Origin of the sequence: Mesorhizobium sp. M0074 (assembly GCF_040322975.1) — a bacterium.
In the GTDB taxonomy this organism is placed as follows: Bacteria; Pseudomonadota; Alphaproteobacteria; order Rhizobiales; family Rhizobiaceae; genus Mesorhizobium.
The window spans coordinates 241,063-257,249 of the sequence record NZ_JAMYUM010000006.1 but is presented as its reverse complement, the minus strand read 5'-3'; the positions used below and the strand labels follow the sequence as shown (position 1 = coordinate 257,249).

10 protein-coding genes are annotated in these 16,187 nt (G+C 63.2%); 5 read left to right on the top strand and 5 right to left on the bottom strand.

Annotated features, from left to right (window positions below; translation table 11 throughout):
• Positions 1-60: 60 nt before the first annotated feature.
• Positions 61-1,623 (top strand): hypothetical protein, encoded by a 1,563-nt coding sequence (locus NKJ73_RS11165; protein WP_352569386.1) that lies wholly within the window; start codon positions 61-63, stop codon positions 1,621-1,623.
• 123 nt (positions 1,624-1,746) lie between these two features.
• Here NKJ73_RS11165 and NKJ73_RS11160 read toward each other — a convergent pair whose 3' ends face one another.
• From NKJ73_RS11160 to NKJ73_RS11140, 5 genes are all read right to left on the bottom strand, one after another.
• Positions 1,747-2,928 carry a M20 aminoacylase family protein gene (locus tag NKJ73_RS11160; RefSeq protein WP_352455185.1) on the bottom strand — a complete coding sequence of 394 codons (1,182 nt, stop codon included), beginning with the start codon at positions 2,926-2,928 and terminating at the stop codon, positions 1,747-1,749.
• A 45-nt stretch (positions 2,929-2,973) separates the two neighbouring features.
• On the bottom strand, positions 2,974-3,747 hold the full coding sequence (locus NKJ73_RS11155) for an amino acid ABC transporter ATP-binding protein (protein ID WP_023674014.1): 774 nt from the start codon (positions 3,745-3,747) through the stop codon (positions 2,974-2,976).
• On the bottom strand, positions 3,734-4,654 hold the full coding sequence (locus NKJ73_RS11150; RefSeq protein WP_352452533.1) for an amino acid ABC transporter permease: 921 nt from the start codon (positions 4,652-4,654) through the stop codon (positions 3,734-3,736). The genes NKJ73_RS11155 and NKJ73_RS11150 overlap by 14 nt, the downstream gene beginning before the upstream one ends.
• Positions 4,655-4,662: 8 nt before the next feature.
• Positions 4,663-5,493, bottom strand: a complete 831-nt coding sequence (locus NKJ73_RS11145; protein ID WP_502897751.1) for an ABC transporter substrate-binding protein — start codon at positions 5,491-5,493, stop codon at positions 4,663-4,665.
• A 72-nt stretch (positions 5,494-5,565) separates the two neighbouring features.
• Complete coding sequence (locus NKJ73_RS11140; RefSeq protein ID WP_352569383.1) at positions 5,566-6,540, bottom strand: substrate-binding domain-containing protein; 975 nt, start codon at positions 6,538-6,540, stop codon at positions 5,566-5,568.
• A 109-nt stretch (positions 6,541-6,649) separates the two neighbouring features.
• Between NKJ73_RS11140 and NKJ73_RS11135 the strand changes: the two genes are divergently transcribed.
• The 4 genes from NKJ73_RS11135 to NKJ73_RS11120 all read left to right on the top strand — a co-directional run bounded on the left by NKJ73_RS11135 (position 6,650) and on the right by NKJ73_RS11120 (position 16,126).
• Positions 6,650-7,987, top strand: coding sequence for an aminotransferase-like domain-containing protein (locus tag NKJ73_RS11135; protein ID WP_352569381.1), 1,338 nt, complete (start codon positions 6,650-6,652; stop codon positions 7,985-7,987).
• A gap of 294 nt (positions 7,988-8,281) precedes the next feature.
• Positions 8,282-9,556 carry an MFS transporter gene (locus NKJ73_RS11130; protein WP_352569379.1) on the top strand — a complete coding sequence of 425 codons (1,275 nt, stop codon included), beginning with the start codon at positions 8,282-8,284 and terminating at the stop codon, positions 9,554-9,556.
• A 121-nt stretch (positions 9,557-9,677) separates the two neighbouring features.
• Positions 9,678-11,171, top strand: coding sequence for a cysteine synthase A (gene cysK, locus NKJ73_RS11125; RefSeq protein WP_352569378.1), 1,494 nt, complete (start codon positions 9,678-9,680; stop codon positions 11,169-11,171).
• A 236-nt stretch (positions 11,172-11,407) separates the two neighbouring features.
• Positions 11,408-16,126 carry an alpha/beta fold hydrolase gene (locus tag NKJ73_RS11120; RefSeq protein WP_352569377.1) on the top strand — a complete coding sequence of 1,573 codons (4,719 nt, stop codon included), beginning with the start codon at positions 11,408-11,410 and terminating at the stop codon, positions 16,124-16,126.
• Positions 16,127-16,187 lie beyond the last annotated feature (61 nt).

Here is a 16,187-nt window from a genome sequence, read left to right as displayed (position 1 = left end):
GTTTTTGCCTCACATCTTACGGCTGTCATGGGACGGGTAGGCTCAACAGGAGAGCGGATAATGTCTAAACGTGTTCCCTTTACTACCGGTGATCTAGCAGATCATCAGTGGGGTATCGATGACGCCCTCACAGGCGATCCGAATACGAATATCTTGACCGGCGACGCTGGCGGCAGCCTGCTCGATTTCTCAAGAGGCGGCAACGACACCTTTACGGAAACCGCACCGTCGACCTACACCTTCTACGGCGACGCGGCTCGGAGCTTGTTCAATTTTGCTCGGGGCGGTGACGATACCTTCACCACGGGGCTGTCATCCTCCACCACCACTGCCTTTGGTGACGCGGGCGACGATATGTCGGACCATAGCAGGGGCGGCAACGATACCTTCAACAGTGGAGTGGCAAGGCAGGTAGTCGATACCTTCTATGGTGATGCCGGTGGCAAGATGTTCGGCTATGCTCAGGGGGGTGACGACACTTTCCTGACCCAAACCAAACAAGGAACTGCCCACACCTTCTACGGTGATGCGGGCGGCGAAATGTCGGACCACAGCAAGGGCGGCAACGACACCTTCCAGGGTTCCCAACAGGCCACCAACACTTTCTTCGGTGACGCCGCCACCAACATGTCCGGCCATGCGCAAGGCGGCGACGACAGCTTTACGAGCCGGACCGACTCCGTCAATATTTTCTACGGTGATGCCGGCGGCGATATGTCAGGCCACAGCAAGGGTGGCAACGACACCTTCACGAGCAGCTTCTTTTCCACCAACACTTTCTTCGGCGATGCCGGCGGCAACATGTCTGACCATGCTCAGGGCGGCGACGACCATTACACGGACACGGGTGGGGCTCTTCTGAGCAAAACTCTCTATGGCGATGCGGGCGGTGATCTTTCCGGTTTCGCCGAGGGCGGCAACGACAACTTCACGAGCGCTGGTGGGTCCCAGATAAGTTTCTACGGTGACGCGGGCGCCAACATGTCCGACCACGCTCGCGGTGGCGACGACGTGGCCGTGCTGCAAGGCACTCATGATTTGGGGTATGGCGATGCGGTCACGATGCTGGGCAGCGCTGTGGGCGGCAATGATTCCCTGACTGGTGGCGACAGGAACTCCGGTCCGGATGTTCTAAGCGAGTTGTACGGCGACGCCCTCGCTATGTCCGGTTCCGCCAGGGGCGGCAACGACATTCTTACCGGGGGCCACAATAGCGAAAGCGGCCAGGTCCGCAACTTCCTGTGCGGCGACGCTCTACAAATGTCCGGTTCGGCTCTGGGCGGAAACGATACCCTGTACGCCGGGAGCGCGGCACCCGGCTGCACCGTCATCAACGACATGTGGGGTGACGGGCAACTGAGCGAACTGGCTCAGGGCGGCAGAGATCAATTCATATTCAAGGACGATGGTTCAATGACGGTCGGAACCCAAAACACCATCTACGACTTCAGCCAGACCCAAGGCGACACCATTGTATTTAGTGGCGTGGAGGGCGTGCAATCGTTCGATGATCTCACAATTGCGCAAAGTGGAACCGACACCATCATTACCGCAGGAGTCGATCAAGTTACTCTCGCAAACTTTACAAGCCCGCTGACGACGAGTGACTTTTTGTTTGTCTGAAAGCGAAGCTCTTATCGCATTCGAAGAGGGGGAATGCGTGAGAATTCGTTGAGCATCGTCGCGCGGCCGGTCGCCCCAATAATGCTCGACCGGCCGATCGACAATCCCAGCCGCAAGTATGGATCAAGCGGCCAGGAATCTCTCGGTCAAACGAGCCCAGAGCGCTGCGCCGACGGTCAGATTGCCGTCGTTGAAATCATATTTCGAGCTGTGCAGGATGGCTGAATCCTCGCCGTTTCCGAGGCGCAGGAAGCAACCGGGTTTGTGTTCGAGGAAATAAGAAAAATCTTCGCTGCCGGGGATCAACGGGCAGACGGACACCTTGTCCTGACCGACGAGTTCGACAGCGATGTCTGTCGCAAAGGACGTCTCGCGCTCGGAGTTGACCACCACTGGGTAGCCGCGCTCGTAATCGATCTCGACCGTTGCGCCATGCGCCTGCGCCACAAGTGCTGCGATATTGCGAATACGCTGCTCGAGCGTGTCGCGGATCTCGGCCGAGAAGGAGCGGACGCTCAGCGTGATTTCGGCGTGTTCCGGGATGACGTTGGAGGCCGTGCCTCCGTGAATCGTGCCGACGGTGACGACAGCTGTCTCGATCGGGTTGACGTTGCGCGACACAACCGTCTGCAGGGTCATGACGATGTTGGCGGCAGCGACGATCGGGTCGACCGTCAGGTGCGGACGCGAGGCGTGGCCGCCACGCCCGGCGATCCTGATGGTGACGGTATCGCTCGCCGCCATCAGCGGCCCGGCGCGCATCAGGAACGAACCCGTCGGCGCGCCCGGGTGGTTGTGCAGCCCGAATATCGCATCGCAGGGAAAGCGCTCGAACAGGCCGTCGGCGATCATCGCCTGCGCCCCGCTTCCCTTGCCGGCTTCCTCGGCCGGCTGGAAGATAAGGTTCACCGTGCCGTTGAAATGCCGTGTGCGTGCCAGGTATTCGGCGGCGCCGAGCAGCATCGTGGTGTGGCCGTCATGACCGCAGGCGTGCATCTTGCCGCTGGCCTGGCTGGCATAAGGGAGATTGGTAGCTTCGGTGATCGGCAGGGCGTCCATGTCGGCACGGATGGCGATGCTGCGGCCGCTGCCCTGGCGCAGGCGGCCGACGACCCCGAGCCCGCCGACATTGCGCGTCACCTCATAGCCCCAGCTTTCGAGCCGTTCGGCAACGTATGCAGCCGTTTCGTGCTCCTGGAATGAAAGCTCGGGATGCGCGTGCAGGTGCTGGCGGGCCGCTGCAAGCTCGGCGGCCTTGTCGGCGAAGTCGGAAATGTCGGCGAACTGGTTGGAGGTCTTTGGCATGGGAGGTCCTTTGCCGGCCGAGCAGGTGCCGCGCCGGCTTTGCTTTTAGATGAAACGGCTTAAGAAAGCCCGCGTGCGCGGGTGCCTGGGTTTAGCGAGAACCTCGTCCGGAGGCCCGGCCTCGATCACATTACCGTCGTCCATGAACACCACCCGATCCGCCGCTTCGCGGGCGAACCCGATCTCATGCGTGACCACGATCATGGTCAAGCCCTGCCTGGCGAGATCGCGCATGGTGGCGAGCACCTCGCCGACCAGCTCCGGATCGAGCGCCGACGTCGGCTCGTCGAAGAGCATCAATTTCGGGCGGATGGCGAGCGCACGGGCGATGGCGACGCGCTGCTGCTGGCCGCCTGAAAGCTGGCGCGGATAGGCGTCGATCTTGTCGGCAAGACCGACACGGGTCAGCAGTTCGCGGGCGTAGCCGATCGCCTCCTTGCGGTTCTCCCGGTGAACGCCGACCGGAGCCTCGATGACGTTCTGCAGGGTCGTCATGTGCGGATAGAGATTGAACTGCTGGAACACCATGCCGATCTTGCGCCGCTGCGCGGCGATCGCGCGGTCGGAAAGCTTGTCGAGGCGGCCGTCGTGCAACCGGTAACCGATCTGCTCGCCGTCCACCTCGATCGACCCCTGGTCGATCGCCTCGAGATGATTGATGCATCGCAGGAAGGTCGACTTTCCGGAGCCGGACGGTCCGAGAATGACCACCACCTCGCCAGGCGCGACGTCCAGATCGATGCCCTTCAGCACCTCGAGCGGGCCGAAGGCCTTGTGAACGTTGCGCGCCCGGACCAGGGGCGTGTCATGCGCGCTCATTGGCGGCCTCCAGGGTGGCGGTCGCCGTCTTCTCGCGCGCGCCGCGGTCGCCGCGGCTGTAGTGGCGTTCGATCGCGCCTTGCGCGACATTGAGGACCGAGGTGATCAGCAGGTACCACAGCACTGCAACCATCAGCAGCGGAATGATTTCGAAGGTGCGGTTGTAGATCGACTGCACCGAGTAGAGCAGGTCGGCCATGGCGATGACGCTGACAAGCGACGTCGCCTTGATCATGCTGATCAGCTGATTGCCGGTCGGCGGCACGATCGACCGCATCGCCTGCGGGATGATGATGCGCCGCAAGGCCCGCGCGCGGGTCATGCCGAAGGCTTCAGCCGTTTCGGCCTGTCCCTTGTCCACCGACAGCAGCCCGCCACGGATGATCTCGGCCATGTAGGCGGCCTCGTTCAGCGCCAGACCAAGAACGGCGGCCGTCAAAGGCGTGATCAGGTCGTTGGTGTTCCAACTGGCGAAGCCAATGGAAATGCGCGGAAACAGCGTCGAAAGGTTGTACCACAGGATCAATTGCACCAGCAGCGGCGTTCCCCGGAAGAACCAGATGAACAGGCCGGAGAGAAGGGATGCCAGCCTGTCGTTCGACATGCGCGCGATGGCGAGCAGCAGGCCGAGCACGATACCCAGGATCATCGCCACGACCGTCAGGCCGAGCGTTACGGAAAGCCCCTGCATGACCGTCGGATCGAAGAAATACTGGGCGACGACCGGCCAGCCGAAATTCGGGTTGACCGCAACGATATAGGCGAAGCCGGCTGCCACGGCGACGGTGAACGCCCAGAGCGCCAGCCGGACGAGCGGAAACGGCCGGTGGGCTCGTTTGACGTCGCGCAGCGCGTCGTCGGGATGTCGCGGCAGCCCGGCCGCGTAGGCAGCGGTGGCGTCGGTCATGGCAGCCTCTACTGGCCCTGGTTGATGCCTGGCGCATCGATCATGTTCTTCTCGAGACCCCACTTCTTCATGACCGCGGCGTAGGTGCCGTTCTTCATCAGGATCTTGAACGCGTCGAGCAGCACGCCGCCCAGCGGCGAGCCCTTCTTGACGACGGCGCCTTGATAGATGTCCTTGAAGCCGTTGGCCTGGCCGACCCCGGCGAGTTCCAGCTGGCCCTTCGCCTGCTCGACGAAATAGGTCAGCGGCGCCTGCGAGGAGAAGAATGCGTCGGAGCGTTTCGACCGGACGGCCAGTATCGAGCTCGGCTGGTCGGTGAAGGATTGCACCTCGACGGCCGGCTTGCCCCCCTCGGTGCATTTCTGCGCCTGCTGCTTGATGACCTTTTCGGCCGAGCCACCCGACATGACGGCGATGCGCTTGCCGCACGCGGTGTCGAGCGAGGTGATGCCTTCCGGGTTGCCCTTCTCGACGGCGAAGACGACGTATTCGCGCACCCAATCGATGAAGTCGTTGGATTTCTGCCGGTCGGGATAGTCGCCGACAGGCCCCATCGCGAACTGATAACGGCCGGCATTGATGCCGCTCAGCAAAGCCGGCAGGCCGGCGACCGAGGCATGATCGATCTCGACACCGAGCAGCAGGCCGATGGCGTCGGAAATGTCCTTGGTCGCCCCCGACAGTTCGGTGCCGGTGACGATCTCATAGGGCGGGAACGAGCCGTTGTTGACGGCTGTGATCTTTCCCGCCGCGCGGATCTCTTCCGGCAGCCGGGCCCGCAAATCCTCGTTCACCGATTGCTTCTGGATATCCTGGGCAAAGCTGGCCTGCGCCAGCATGGTGACGAGCGAGGCGAATATGAAGCTGATTGTCCTCATGGCATTCTCCTTCGTGTTCTTCGTTGTGCGTTCTCAGGCTGCGGTGGCCCGCGATCTGGCCTCGAAAGGAAACAAGGCTTCGGCGGAAATCGGTTCCGCCAGAATGCCCTGGGCATGGAGCTCGGTGACGAAATCCTCGATCATGCGCCGGTTGGCCGGCAGGCCGCTGGCGTTCCAGGAGGCAGGCAGGTCGCGCCCCGCATGAAGCAGCTCCTCGAGGATCCAGGGCGAGGTATCGGCATATTTTCGGCGCTTTGCCGTCCAGACGCGCTGGCTTTCGTTGATCAGCCTGGCGAGTTCCTGCGGCAGCCAGGGGTGCTCCCTGACTAGGGCGGCCTTGACAGCGACCAGATGCATGCCCGGGACATAACCGACGTCGGCGAAATAGGCGCGTTCGGCCGCGCGAAAATCGCGCAGCACTTGCCGGAAGCCGGAAGCCGGGCCGAAAAAGCCGTCCGGCATGAAGGGCGTGAAAACGGCGTCGAGCTCGCCTTGCGCCAGCAGCTCCATCATCGGGCGCTCGCCTGGTGCTGCTTCGATGCGCCCCGGCCTGCCGAATCCGTCGAGGCGGTCGGCGATCGGGTGCCCCGATGTCAGCCTGCCGGCGAACCAATAGGCATCCTCGACGCCGACGCCTCCCCGGCGAAGTGCTGCGCGCGTCCATGTGTTGCCGGAATCGCGCCAGCCGGTCACGCCGATGCGTTTGCCGGCAAGGTCGGAAAGCCGTTCCAGCGGGCTGGTCTCGACCGTTATGATGCAGCGATGGCGAAAGCCGCGCATGATGAAGCACGGTAGTCCAACCACCGTATCGACGCCCGAAGCCATGGCCGACACATAACGGCTGAATGAGACCTCCGCCGCATCGTAGTGCGGATCGGTGCCGAGGTCCGGAATGAGCGTGGCGACGCGATCAACCTTCACCGACAAGCGGCTCGAAGTAACGTCACCCAGCACCAAAGGGGTGAGATAGTCCCAATCGCGGGTGGCTACAGTGATGGAAACGGGCATCGGCATGAACTTCAACGCTATGTTTGACCGGCGATTGGTAAATGTTTATTTTTGGCCGATCAAATGTTATTATGTTATTGAACATTAGCTTTAATGGTCGCGGGTGCCGATGGATTTCGATGCAGGATGGTTCGCTGATCGCCTTGGCGACCGCACGATGCGCGGCATCGCGCGCGAGACCAGTGCGCTGATCAGAAGCGGCGCGCTGCCTGTCGGCGCAAAGCTTCCGCCGGTGCGCGATCTGGCCTATGTGCTTGGCGTCAGCCCGGCGACGGTCTCGCAGGCGTGGAGCGAGTTGCGGCGCTACAAGATCATCGGCGGCCGCGGACGCAACGGCACCTGGATCATGGGCAACCGCTTTGCCGCCCGGCCCGAGCGCCACATGAGCGGCGGCAATTACGGACAGGATGTTCTGAACCTGGCGATCGCGGAGCCCGATGTGAGGCTCTTGCCGCCGCTCGACATCGCGCTGGCGCATGGTGCGCGCGCCGAAAAGCTCAACAGCTACGAGCGGGTGCGCATCCTGCCCGAGCTGGAGGCCGCAGTGCGCCCGTCATGGCCGTACGATCCCGGCGCGTTCCTGGCCACCAATGGCGGTTACAACGCCATCTACACCTTGCTGCATGCGCTGGTCCCGCCGGGGGCGCCGGTGGCCATCGAGAACCCGACGGCGCTTCGCCTGCTCGACATCCTCGAGGATCTCGATGTGCCGATCATCCCGGTAGACGGCGACGGTGACGGTCCCTTGCCGGATGCACTTGCCAACGCTCTGCGGCAGCGGCCCGTCGCGTTCCTGTTCCAGCCGCGCGTCCATTCGGTTACCGGCGCCTGCATGTCGTCGGCGCGGCTGGAAGTCATCGGCGACCTGCTCGCCGGCACCGACGTGCTGATTGTCGAAGATGACGGCGTCGGCGATATTGCCTCGGCGCCGCGCATTTCGCTTGGCCGGCGTTTTCCCGATCGCGTCGTCCATATCCTGTCCTATTCCAAGACCCACGGCCCGGATCTGCGGCTCGCTGTGCTGTCCGGATCGGCGACGATCGTCGAGCAGATCCAGTCCTACCGCAGCTTCAGCTCGGGATGGACCAGCCGCATCCTGCAGGCAGCCACCGCCTGGCTGCTGCAAGACCCGGCCACGGCCGCCCTGGTGGAGCAGGCGAAGGAGGTATACCGCGGCCGTCGCGAACGGCTCGCTGGCGAACTGGCCAAACGCAATGTCGATATCGACGCCGGACACGGTCTCAGCGTCCTCATTCCGGTTGCTTCGGAACCTTACGCGATGGTCACGCTGGCCGCCCACGGCATCGCGGTCCATGCCGGAGCGAAGTTTTCGACGGGAAAAACGAACGCTGTCCGCGTCGCGACCAGCATTCTGGACGAGGAGCACCTCGAGCACGTCGCAAATTCCCTGGCGCTGGCAGCCGATCCGGCGCGGGAGGTTAGCTAAAGGGTCAGCTGCTCCGACGGATAGTTGGCGACCGGCCATATACAGACCCTGTCTTCTTTCGCGTTCAACTGCCGCTGGCCGGTCCCGAGATCATGCTCGGCGTCAACCAGTCCGTCATGGTGGCGCTGGCGATGATCATAAGATCTCCCTGATCCGCCGTTCACCGAGAGGAGGCTGCAAGTTTAGGCGGGGCGTTTCCACGGCCCGCGTTGGAGCTTTCCACGCTGACGCACACGCCTGCTTCCATACCGCTGGCCGATGACAGCTTCGAAGAGGTCCTTCGAGGTCAGAAACATGTCGAATCGTCAGGTATCACCAACTGGAGGCAGGGAGGTTCGGGACGGCGCAATACGGCTGCGCGGCCTGTTGGCTGCGGCCGGTGCCACAACCGCCATGGCGTTCGGATTTGGCAGCCTGGCGCTGACATCCGTCTTCATCAGACCGCTTGAGGCGGAGTTTGGCTGGTCGCGAGCCGACATCAGCCTTGCCTACACGCTATCAAGCGTCGGCATGGCGTTGGGCGGGCTGTTCTGGGGCCGGCTGTCGGACCGCCTGAATGTCAAAAGCCTGCTATTCATCGGCTCGGCTGGCATGGTGATCGCGCTCGCCGCGCTTTCCTCCGCCACTTCGCTCTGGCAGATCTATGCGGCCAACTTCGCTTTGGGCGGGCTAGGCTTTGCCTGTCTGTACGCGCCGGTACTTGCAGTGACCGGACTCTGGTTCGACCGCCGCCGCGGCCTGGCGATAGGGATCGTCACAGCAGGCGGAGCCCTAGGCCAAGGCATAATGCCCTACGCCGCAAATGCCTTGATTGACGGCGTCGGCTGGCGCCTCGCATACGCGATCATGGCGGCGGGGACGATGGCTGCGCTGGCGATCTCCATGCCGGCGGTTCAGGCGCCGCCCGTCAGTGAGGTCCTTCCCGCGCCGGTGCGTTTTTTAGCAAAGCCAGGGTTCCAAAGTGGCCGGCTTTCTCCGGTGGCGCTGCTATCAGCTGCAGCCTTCCTTTGCTGCGCCTGCATGGGCGTCCCGCTGATGCACCTCACGAGCTTCGTCACGGCTGTGTGCGGGTTTTCGGATGTCGGATCGCTCAGCCTGCTGACCGCCATGCTGTTCGGCGCCGTCGGGCGGATCGCGTTCGGGCTCCTCGCCGACCGGGCAAGCAATCTTGCCGCCTATGCCCTGGCGTCGTTTATTCAGACGGCATGCGTTGCGATTTTTCCCGCGCTGGACCAGCAGCTGAGCCTGCTGGCGCTGTCGGCGGTTTTCGGCTTCGGCTTCGCCGGAAACATGACGTGCCTGATCCTTTGCGTGCGCCAGTTTGCGCCAGCCGAACGCTTTGGCCAGTCACTCGGCATCGTCATGCTGATCGCCTGGCTGGGCATGGGGGTGGCCGGTTATTTCGGCGGTTTCGTCTATGACAGCTTCGGCAGCTATGGGCGTGCTTTCCTGGTGGCATTTGTCGCTGGCGCGGCCAATCTCGTGGTTCTGGGCGTATTGGCGGCGTCATCCGGCGCGAGAGCGCAGGTCCCATGCGGCCGCCTTCCGGACCCTGCGATGAGCCGCTGATTCAAACGTCGAAATCCATTTGATTCCACGTTGGTTCGAACGCTGCAAACCACGGCCTTCCTGCCAACCTCAGAGATCGAAGAGGGCGGAGCACCGTCATCACCAGGCAAGGACAGCTGAGATGAGCAGTATCTACGACAGCATTCTCGACACGATCGGCGATACGCCGGTCGTCCGTCTTTCCCGCATCAACAACGGCGCCGCTTCGCTCTATGCCAAGCTCGAGGCGTTCAATCCTGGCGGCTCGGTCAAGGACCGGCTTGCCGCCGCGCTCATCGAAGAAGCGGAGAGTTCCGGGGCACTTCGGCCTGGCCAGACGGTGATCGAGGCGACGAGCGGCAACACTGGCATAGGACTCGCCATGGTTTGCGCGAGGAAAGGCTATCCTCTCGTCATCGTAATGCCGGAGAACGCCAGCCTCGAACGCCGCAAGCTGATGCGTTTCTTCGGTGCCAAGGTCGTGTTGACCCCTGCCGTCGAGCGCGGCAGCGGCATGCTCGCCAAGGCGGTCGAGCTGGCCGGAGCGCACGGCTGGTTCCTCTGCCGGCAATTCGAGACGCCCGTCAACGCCGATGTCCATGCCCGCACGACAGCGCTCGAAATCCTCGCGGCGTTCCAGGACCGTCCACTCGATTACTGGGTCACCGGCACCGGGACCGGCGGAACGCTGGCCGGTGTGGCGCGAGTACTCAAGCGCGAGCGCCCGGAAACGCGGATCATCGTCTGCGAGCCCGACAATTCGGCGCTGCTGTCGAGTGGCATTCCCCAAACTTTCGACGAACACGGACTGCCCACTCGGGCGCACACTCGCTTCCGGCCACACCCGATGCAGGGCTGGAGCCCTGATTTCATTCCGCAGATCGTCGGCAACGCGATGGCTGACGATCTTGTGGACGAAATCTTGCCGGTTTCAGGCGCCAGCGCTTTGGAAGCTGCGCGCCGGCTTGCGACGGAAGAAGGAATACTGGCGGGGATCTCCGGCGGGGCTACCTTGAGCGGGGCACTGGAAATCGCTGGACGCGTCGGACCGGAGCGGAACGTGCTCTGTATGTTGCCTGACACGGGCGAGCGGTATCTCAGCACGATCCTGTTCGATCACATCAGCGAGGAAATGTCGCCAGCCGAAGAGGCGATCTCTCGCTCCACACCCGGCTACCGCTTCGACCGGCCGCCGTCCTTCGCCCTTTCATCGGCGCCCGTGAACGAAATCCAAATCGATCAGTCGGCGCATGCGTTTGTCGATGAGGCGATCTATGATCCGGAGCATCCGGTGGTCATATTCGCCCTGACATGGTGCGAATTCTGCTGGACGGTAAGAAAGCTTTTCGACCGTGCCGGAATCGCCTACAGGTCCATCGACATCGATGCTCCGGAATTCCAGAAGAACGGCCGGGACGGGGAAATCCGCAAGGCTCTGAGGGCCCGGATCGGTTCGCCTACAATTCCGCAGGTCTTTGTCGGCGGCGAGCATATCGGTGGCTGCATGGATACGCTTGCGGCCTGGCGGGACGGCACGCTCGCCGCCCGGCTGGAGTTCGTTGGCGCAAACTACACGCCCGGCGCATGCGCAAATCCCGAGAGCCTGCTGCCCCGATGGGTGCGCGCGGCAGCGTGAGACCCCGCCTCCGGGCCTTTTCAGAGTGCCGTCGGCACCATCAAAGCGAGCCGGAACGGGCGTGATCCCGTTCCGGCTCGGCATTCATGTGGACTTGTCCGTGTCGGCCTTCCCACGAAGGGAAGGCAAATCAGAGCGCAGGCGGAAACCTCACGCTTCCGGAAACGAAAGCTTTCGGCAACGGCACGGACTTGATACAATCCATGGCTAATTTAGCAGCGACTGGGATTGGCAAAGTGTCGCTCGAAATTCGCGTTCTCGGAGATCTGACCGTTCTTCGCCTTGGCGAGGTCGTTTCCTTGCCGCCTTCGAAAAAGACGCGGGCGCTACTGGCCTATCTTGCGCTCGTAGAGCGCCCGCAGCGGCGCGAGCGCCTTTGCGAAATGTTTTGGGAGGTACCGGACGATCCTCGCGGCGCCCTGCGCTGGAGTCTCTCGAAGATCCGACAGGTCGTCGACCTCGGGAACGGCGAGATCCTGCAAGCCGACCGCAACGCAGTTCGCCTGAACACCAGCGAAGTCGTGCTGGACATCGCGCCGCTCCGGGGCCTCGGCGGTCGTGACATAGAGGCTCTCGAACCGGAGAAACTGGAGGCCCTCGCCGGAGCGTTCCGCGGCCGTTTCCTGGATGATCTTTCACTGCCGCGCTGTCCGGAATTCGAAGCCTGGCGCCTTGCGACCGCCGACGAACTGCACGTGACGCATCTGCGCATCCTTCGGGTGCTCGTCGACCGGCTTGAGCCGGCGCGGGCACTTCCGTACGCGCATGTCCTGGACGGGTTGGAGCCTGGGGACGAGGCTCTTCGAGCGGACATCCGCCGGCTGAGCGAGGCAGCACGGCAATCCGCCATGGTCCAAAGCCGCGCTTCGAGAACCGACATCGAGGTCGCTCCCGCCGATGAGACCGTCCCTCCGACTCGTGTTTTGCCTGCGTCGGAGATACAGCTTGCCTCTCCGCCGGAGCGAACCCTGGCGCAGGAGATTCGCCGGTGCACGACGCCCGACGGCGCGCGCTTGGCCTATTCCTTGAGTGGTCAAGGCCCCCCTTTGGTAAGGGCCGCCCACTGGATGTCCCATCTCGAGCTCGAATGGGACAGTCCGGTGTGGAAGCATTGGATCGAGGGCCTCTCCGCGCACTACCAGCTGATACGCTACGACCAGCGCGGCAACGGCCTGTCGGACCGGTATCCCGCCGACCTGTCCTTCGAGGCCATGGTTGCCGACCTGGAGAGCATCATCGATGCCGCTGGTCTGCGCCGCGTTTCCCTGCTTGGCATTTCCCAGGGGTGCGCCGTTTCGATAGCCTATGCCGTCCGGCATCCAGAGCGTGTGGCGGGGATGGTGCTGTATGGCGGATTCACCAAAGGTTGGCGCAAACGGGGCAATCAGCGCGAAATAGCGCGCCGCGAAGCGATGGGAGCGCTGATACAGGAAGGCTGGGGCCAAGACGACCCGGTGTTCCGGCAAATGTTCACCTCCCTCTTCATTCCGGAAGCAACGCCGGAACAGAGGAATTGGTATAACGAGCTGCAACGCAATACCGTCTCGCCGGAAATTGCCCATCGCATTTTCGAGGAAGGCGCCGTCATCGACGTCGACGAGCTGTTACCGCGGGTCCGCGTCCCAACCCTGGTGATGCATGCCACGGGGGACGCGGTCATTCCATTCGATCATGGCCGGGCGATGGCCGGCAAAATCCCCGGCGCGCGTTTCGTTGCGCTAGACGGCGTCAACCACGTGCTGCTTGGCCACGAACCGGCATTCGCGACCTTCGTCGACGAAACGCGTCGTTTCCTTGCCGACCCCGAACAGACGCAGCAACTGGCAGGCCCTCCGGCGTCCTTGGGAATCAACCGCTCTCGGCAATACATAACAGTGCTGGCCGCGGAAGTGGTCAGTCCCATGCATCTCCTCGAAACGGAGGATCCCGAAGTGGCGATCCGCGAATTCCAGCCCGTCGAGGATCGGGTGGTAGAAGTCGTGGAGAGCCATGGCGGCGTCGTCACGTCGGCTGCTGACGGGACAATCACCGCAGCATTCGGCCTCGCTCGCGCCACCGAGGATCACGCTTATCTTGCATGCCGCGCCGCGCTTGCGGCCAAGCTGGCAGTGGAGGAGCTTTCCCAGGGCGGGATCCAGTTGAGGGCCGGAATAGACACCGGCGAGGTGATCGTACGGCAGCAATGGACGACCAAAGCCAGCAAGGTTGAACTGGCCGGAGCCGCGCCGCGTGCGGCCAACCGGCTGATGCGTGCCTTGCACCGTGCGACGATCGCCGCGACAGGCCGGGCGCGCGCAGCCGCCGGCGGCTATGTGCAGATGCACCGCTTAGCGCATTCGGAGCATCCGCAACTTGGCCAAGAGGAACGCATTTACGAGCTGTTGGGCGAAAATCACGCTTTGTCGCGCTGGCACCTGAGGGCCAACCGTGGCCTCACCGGACTGGTGGCGCGCGAGCTCGAGCTGAAAATCCTGCTTGCAACCTGGCGCCGGGTCAGGGAGGGCCACGGCCAGGTCGCCGGGATCGTCGCCGACGCCGGCATGGGCAAGTCGAGGCTTGCCCATGAATTTCTCTCCCTCGACGAGGTGGCCGGTTTTACTGTGCTTGAATGTGGCGGTCTGGAGTTTGATTCATCAGTTACTCTGGGTGCTGTAAAGAAGCTGCTGCTCTCGGCTTGTGGCATTCGTGGCGAAGACGGCTTGGCGGAAGCCCAGCGCCTGTTTGCCTTCAAACGGGCTGAACTGGACCTGGACCCAAGTCATACGGCGCCGCTTTCCTTCCTCGCGGACCTGCCGGTCGACGATTCTTCCTGGTGGCATCTCGACGCGCGGGAGCGGACCTCACGGGTATCCGAGGCGATGAGCGCATTTCTCGTTGCCTTGAGCCGGGCCTCGCCCGTAGCCGTGCTTATCGAGGATCTGCACTGGATCGATGCCGAGAGCGAGGCCGTAATGAACAGGCTGGTCGAGGTCATGGGCGCCAACCGTATCATGCTGCTCGCCACCTACAGGCCGCAGTACCGACACGAATGGAACCGCCGCGGCTATTTCCAGCAGATAAGGTTGGAGCGGTTCGCGCGGGACGAAATGGAGCAGTTCCTCACCGAATTGCTGGGATCCGATCCCAGCTTGGGGGAACTGCGGCAATCGCTTGCCGAGCGGGCCGAGGGCACGCCGCTATTCCTGGAAGAAATGGTGCGCGGATTGGTTGCGGACGGTGCACTTGCCGGCCAGTCCGGCCGCTACGAGCTCAAGAGGCCAGTGGATTCCATCACCATCCCGTCGACAGTTCAATCGCTCATCGCCGCACGTATCCAGCAGCTGGGTGACTCGGAAAGGCAGGCACTCCAACTCGCTTCGGTTATCGGCAAGAATGTTCCGTATCCCCTGCTGAGGGCGCTCTCGCCGCTCTCGGAGGCGGAGCTGGGGGTATGCCTGGCCAAACTGCAGAGTTTGGAATTCCTGTTCGAGGTCCAGAGCTATCCTCACGTGGAGTATACGTTCAAGCACGCGTTGACGCTCAAGGTGACCTACGAATCTCTCCTGGCGGAGGACCGAAAAAGGCTGCATCGGGCTGCATTGGTTGCGATGGACAGACTCTATGCCGGATCGCTGAACCACCACATCGAGGAACTGGCCGAACACGCGCTTCGTGCCGAGGCTTGGGAACCGGCCGCGGATTATCTGCTGCAAGCGGCGGGCCGGGCCGAGGAACGCTCGGCCTATTCCGCCGCGGTCCAGTTCCTCGAAAACGCCCGCAAAGCAGTCGCCGCGCTGCCCCGAAATCCGAAAACCCTCGCCCAGGCGATCAACCTGCGGGTGCGGATGCGGCCCGCCTACGGCGCCCTGGGTGCCTATCGGAAGGCGCTGCCGCAGCTATTGGAAGCGCGCGAACTGGCCATGGAACTGGGCGATCCGCAACTCATCTCCGACGTGTTGCTCCACTTGAGCTATCTCAACAGCTCCCACGGCCGCTACGAGGAGGCGCTGGAACCGGCCGACACACTCAAGCGCGGCGCGACGGCAAATGGCGTGCAGCGCTGCATAAGCGAGTCGGACCTGGCCGCCTCACAGGCGCTTCTGATCCGCAGCGAGGCGCGGCAGGTGCTGGAGCGGCTTGTTCCGCATGAGGAGAGGTTCACCAAAGCTTGGCGTCTGGAGCGTTTCGGACAGCTCGGTGCGCGTGCGGTTTGGTACCTTGGGCACCGCGCGCAGGCGGAAGCGCGGCTTGGCCGGTTCGATGATGCGGAACGTTCGCTTGCCGAACTGCAGAAGGTCGCCGCCGAAGTGGCGCGCCCGATCGATAGCTGCGCGGCCGCCTATTTCACCGGTGTGGTGGGCGTCCTGCGCGGGCCCGAGCCGGCGCTTGTCGAGGCGCTGCAATTGTGGTCCTCCGAAGCCGCTACCAGCGCATCTATCCTACTCCGGCCATGGCTGTTGACCGTGCTCGGGCATGCGGAATTCCTGCTCGGCCGCAACCACGACGCGGGCGCCACCTTGGAAATGGCGGTGACCGAGGCTGAGCGGCTCGATCTTGCCCAGTTCGAATGTCACGCGCGCGCGGTGCTCGCATGCGTGCGTGCGCGCCTGTATGAGCCGGAAGCTGCGGCCAATCTCGGCCATGCGCTCGAGCTTGCGCGGGGACGCGGCGACCCGTGGAGCGAGATCATCGTACTGCGCGGCCTTGCGGAGCTGAAATCTTCCAGATCGGCCATTAGTTGGCTCGAACAGGCCTGCAGCCTTGCCAGGCGCGTTGAGCTACGGCCAGAGCTTGCCCGCTCCTTGCTAGCTCTCGGGCTCGCGAAGCGGCGCGGCAAAATCGCTGGCGTGGATGCCACTCTCGCGGAAGCGGCCAAGCTCTACAGAGAAATGCAGATGCGGGAGGATTTCTCCGGCACGGAAGAGCCGGCCGGAAGTGTCCTGCCCGATCGCGTTCGCATGGCGGTTACGGCTTGATCCCTCCGCATCCAGGGATCTGCTTCGAAGGTTTGCGCTGCCTGTAGGGCAAGCAAGCCGC

Coding starts and splice junctions, on each gene's coding strand:
- NKJ73_RS11140 (WP_352569383.1), bottom strand. CDS start 6,540: ATGCCCGTTTCCATCACTGTAGCCACCCGCGATTGGGACTATCTCACC.
- cysK (WP_352569378.1), top strand. CDS start 9,678: ATGAGCAGTATCTACGACAGCATTCTCGACACGATCGGCGATACGCCG.
- NKJ73_RS11145 (WP_502897751.1), bottom strand. CDS start 5,493: ATGCTGGCGCAGGCCAGCTTTGCCCAGGATATCCAGAAGCAATCGGTG.
- NKJ73_RS11135 (WP_352569381.1), top strand. CDS start 6,650: ATGGATTTCGATGCAGGATGGTTCGCTGATCGCCTTGGCGACCGCACG.
- NKJ73_RS11165 (WP_352569386.1), top strand. CDS start 61: ATGTCTAAACGTGTTCCCTTTACTACCGGTGATCTAGCAGATCATCAG.
- NKJ73_RS11130 (WP_352569379.1), top strand. CDS start 8,282: ATGTCGAATCGTCAGGTATCACCAACTGGAGGCAGGGAGGTTCGGGAC.
- NKJ73_RS11150 (WP_352452533.1), bottom strand. CDS start 4,654: ATGACCGACGCCACCGCTGCCTACGCGGCCGGGCTGCCGCGACATCCC.
- NKJ73_RS11155 (WP_023674014.1), bottom strand. CDS start 3,747: ATGAGCGCGCATGACACGCCCCTGGTCCGGGCGCGCAACGTTCACAAG.
- NKJ73_RS11160 (WP_352455185.1), bottom strand. CDS start 2,928: ATGCCAAAGACCTCCAACCAGTTCGCCGACATTTCCGACTTCGCCGAC.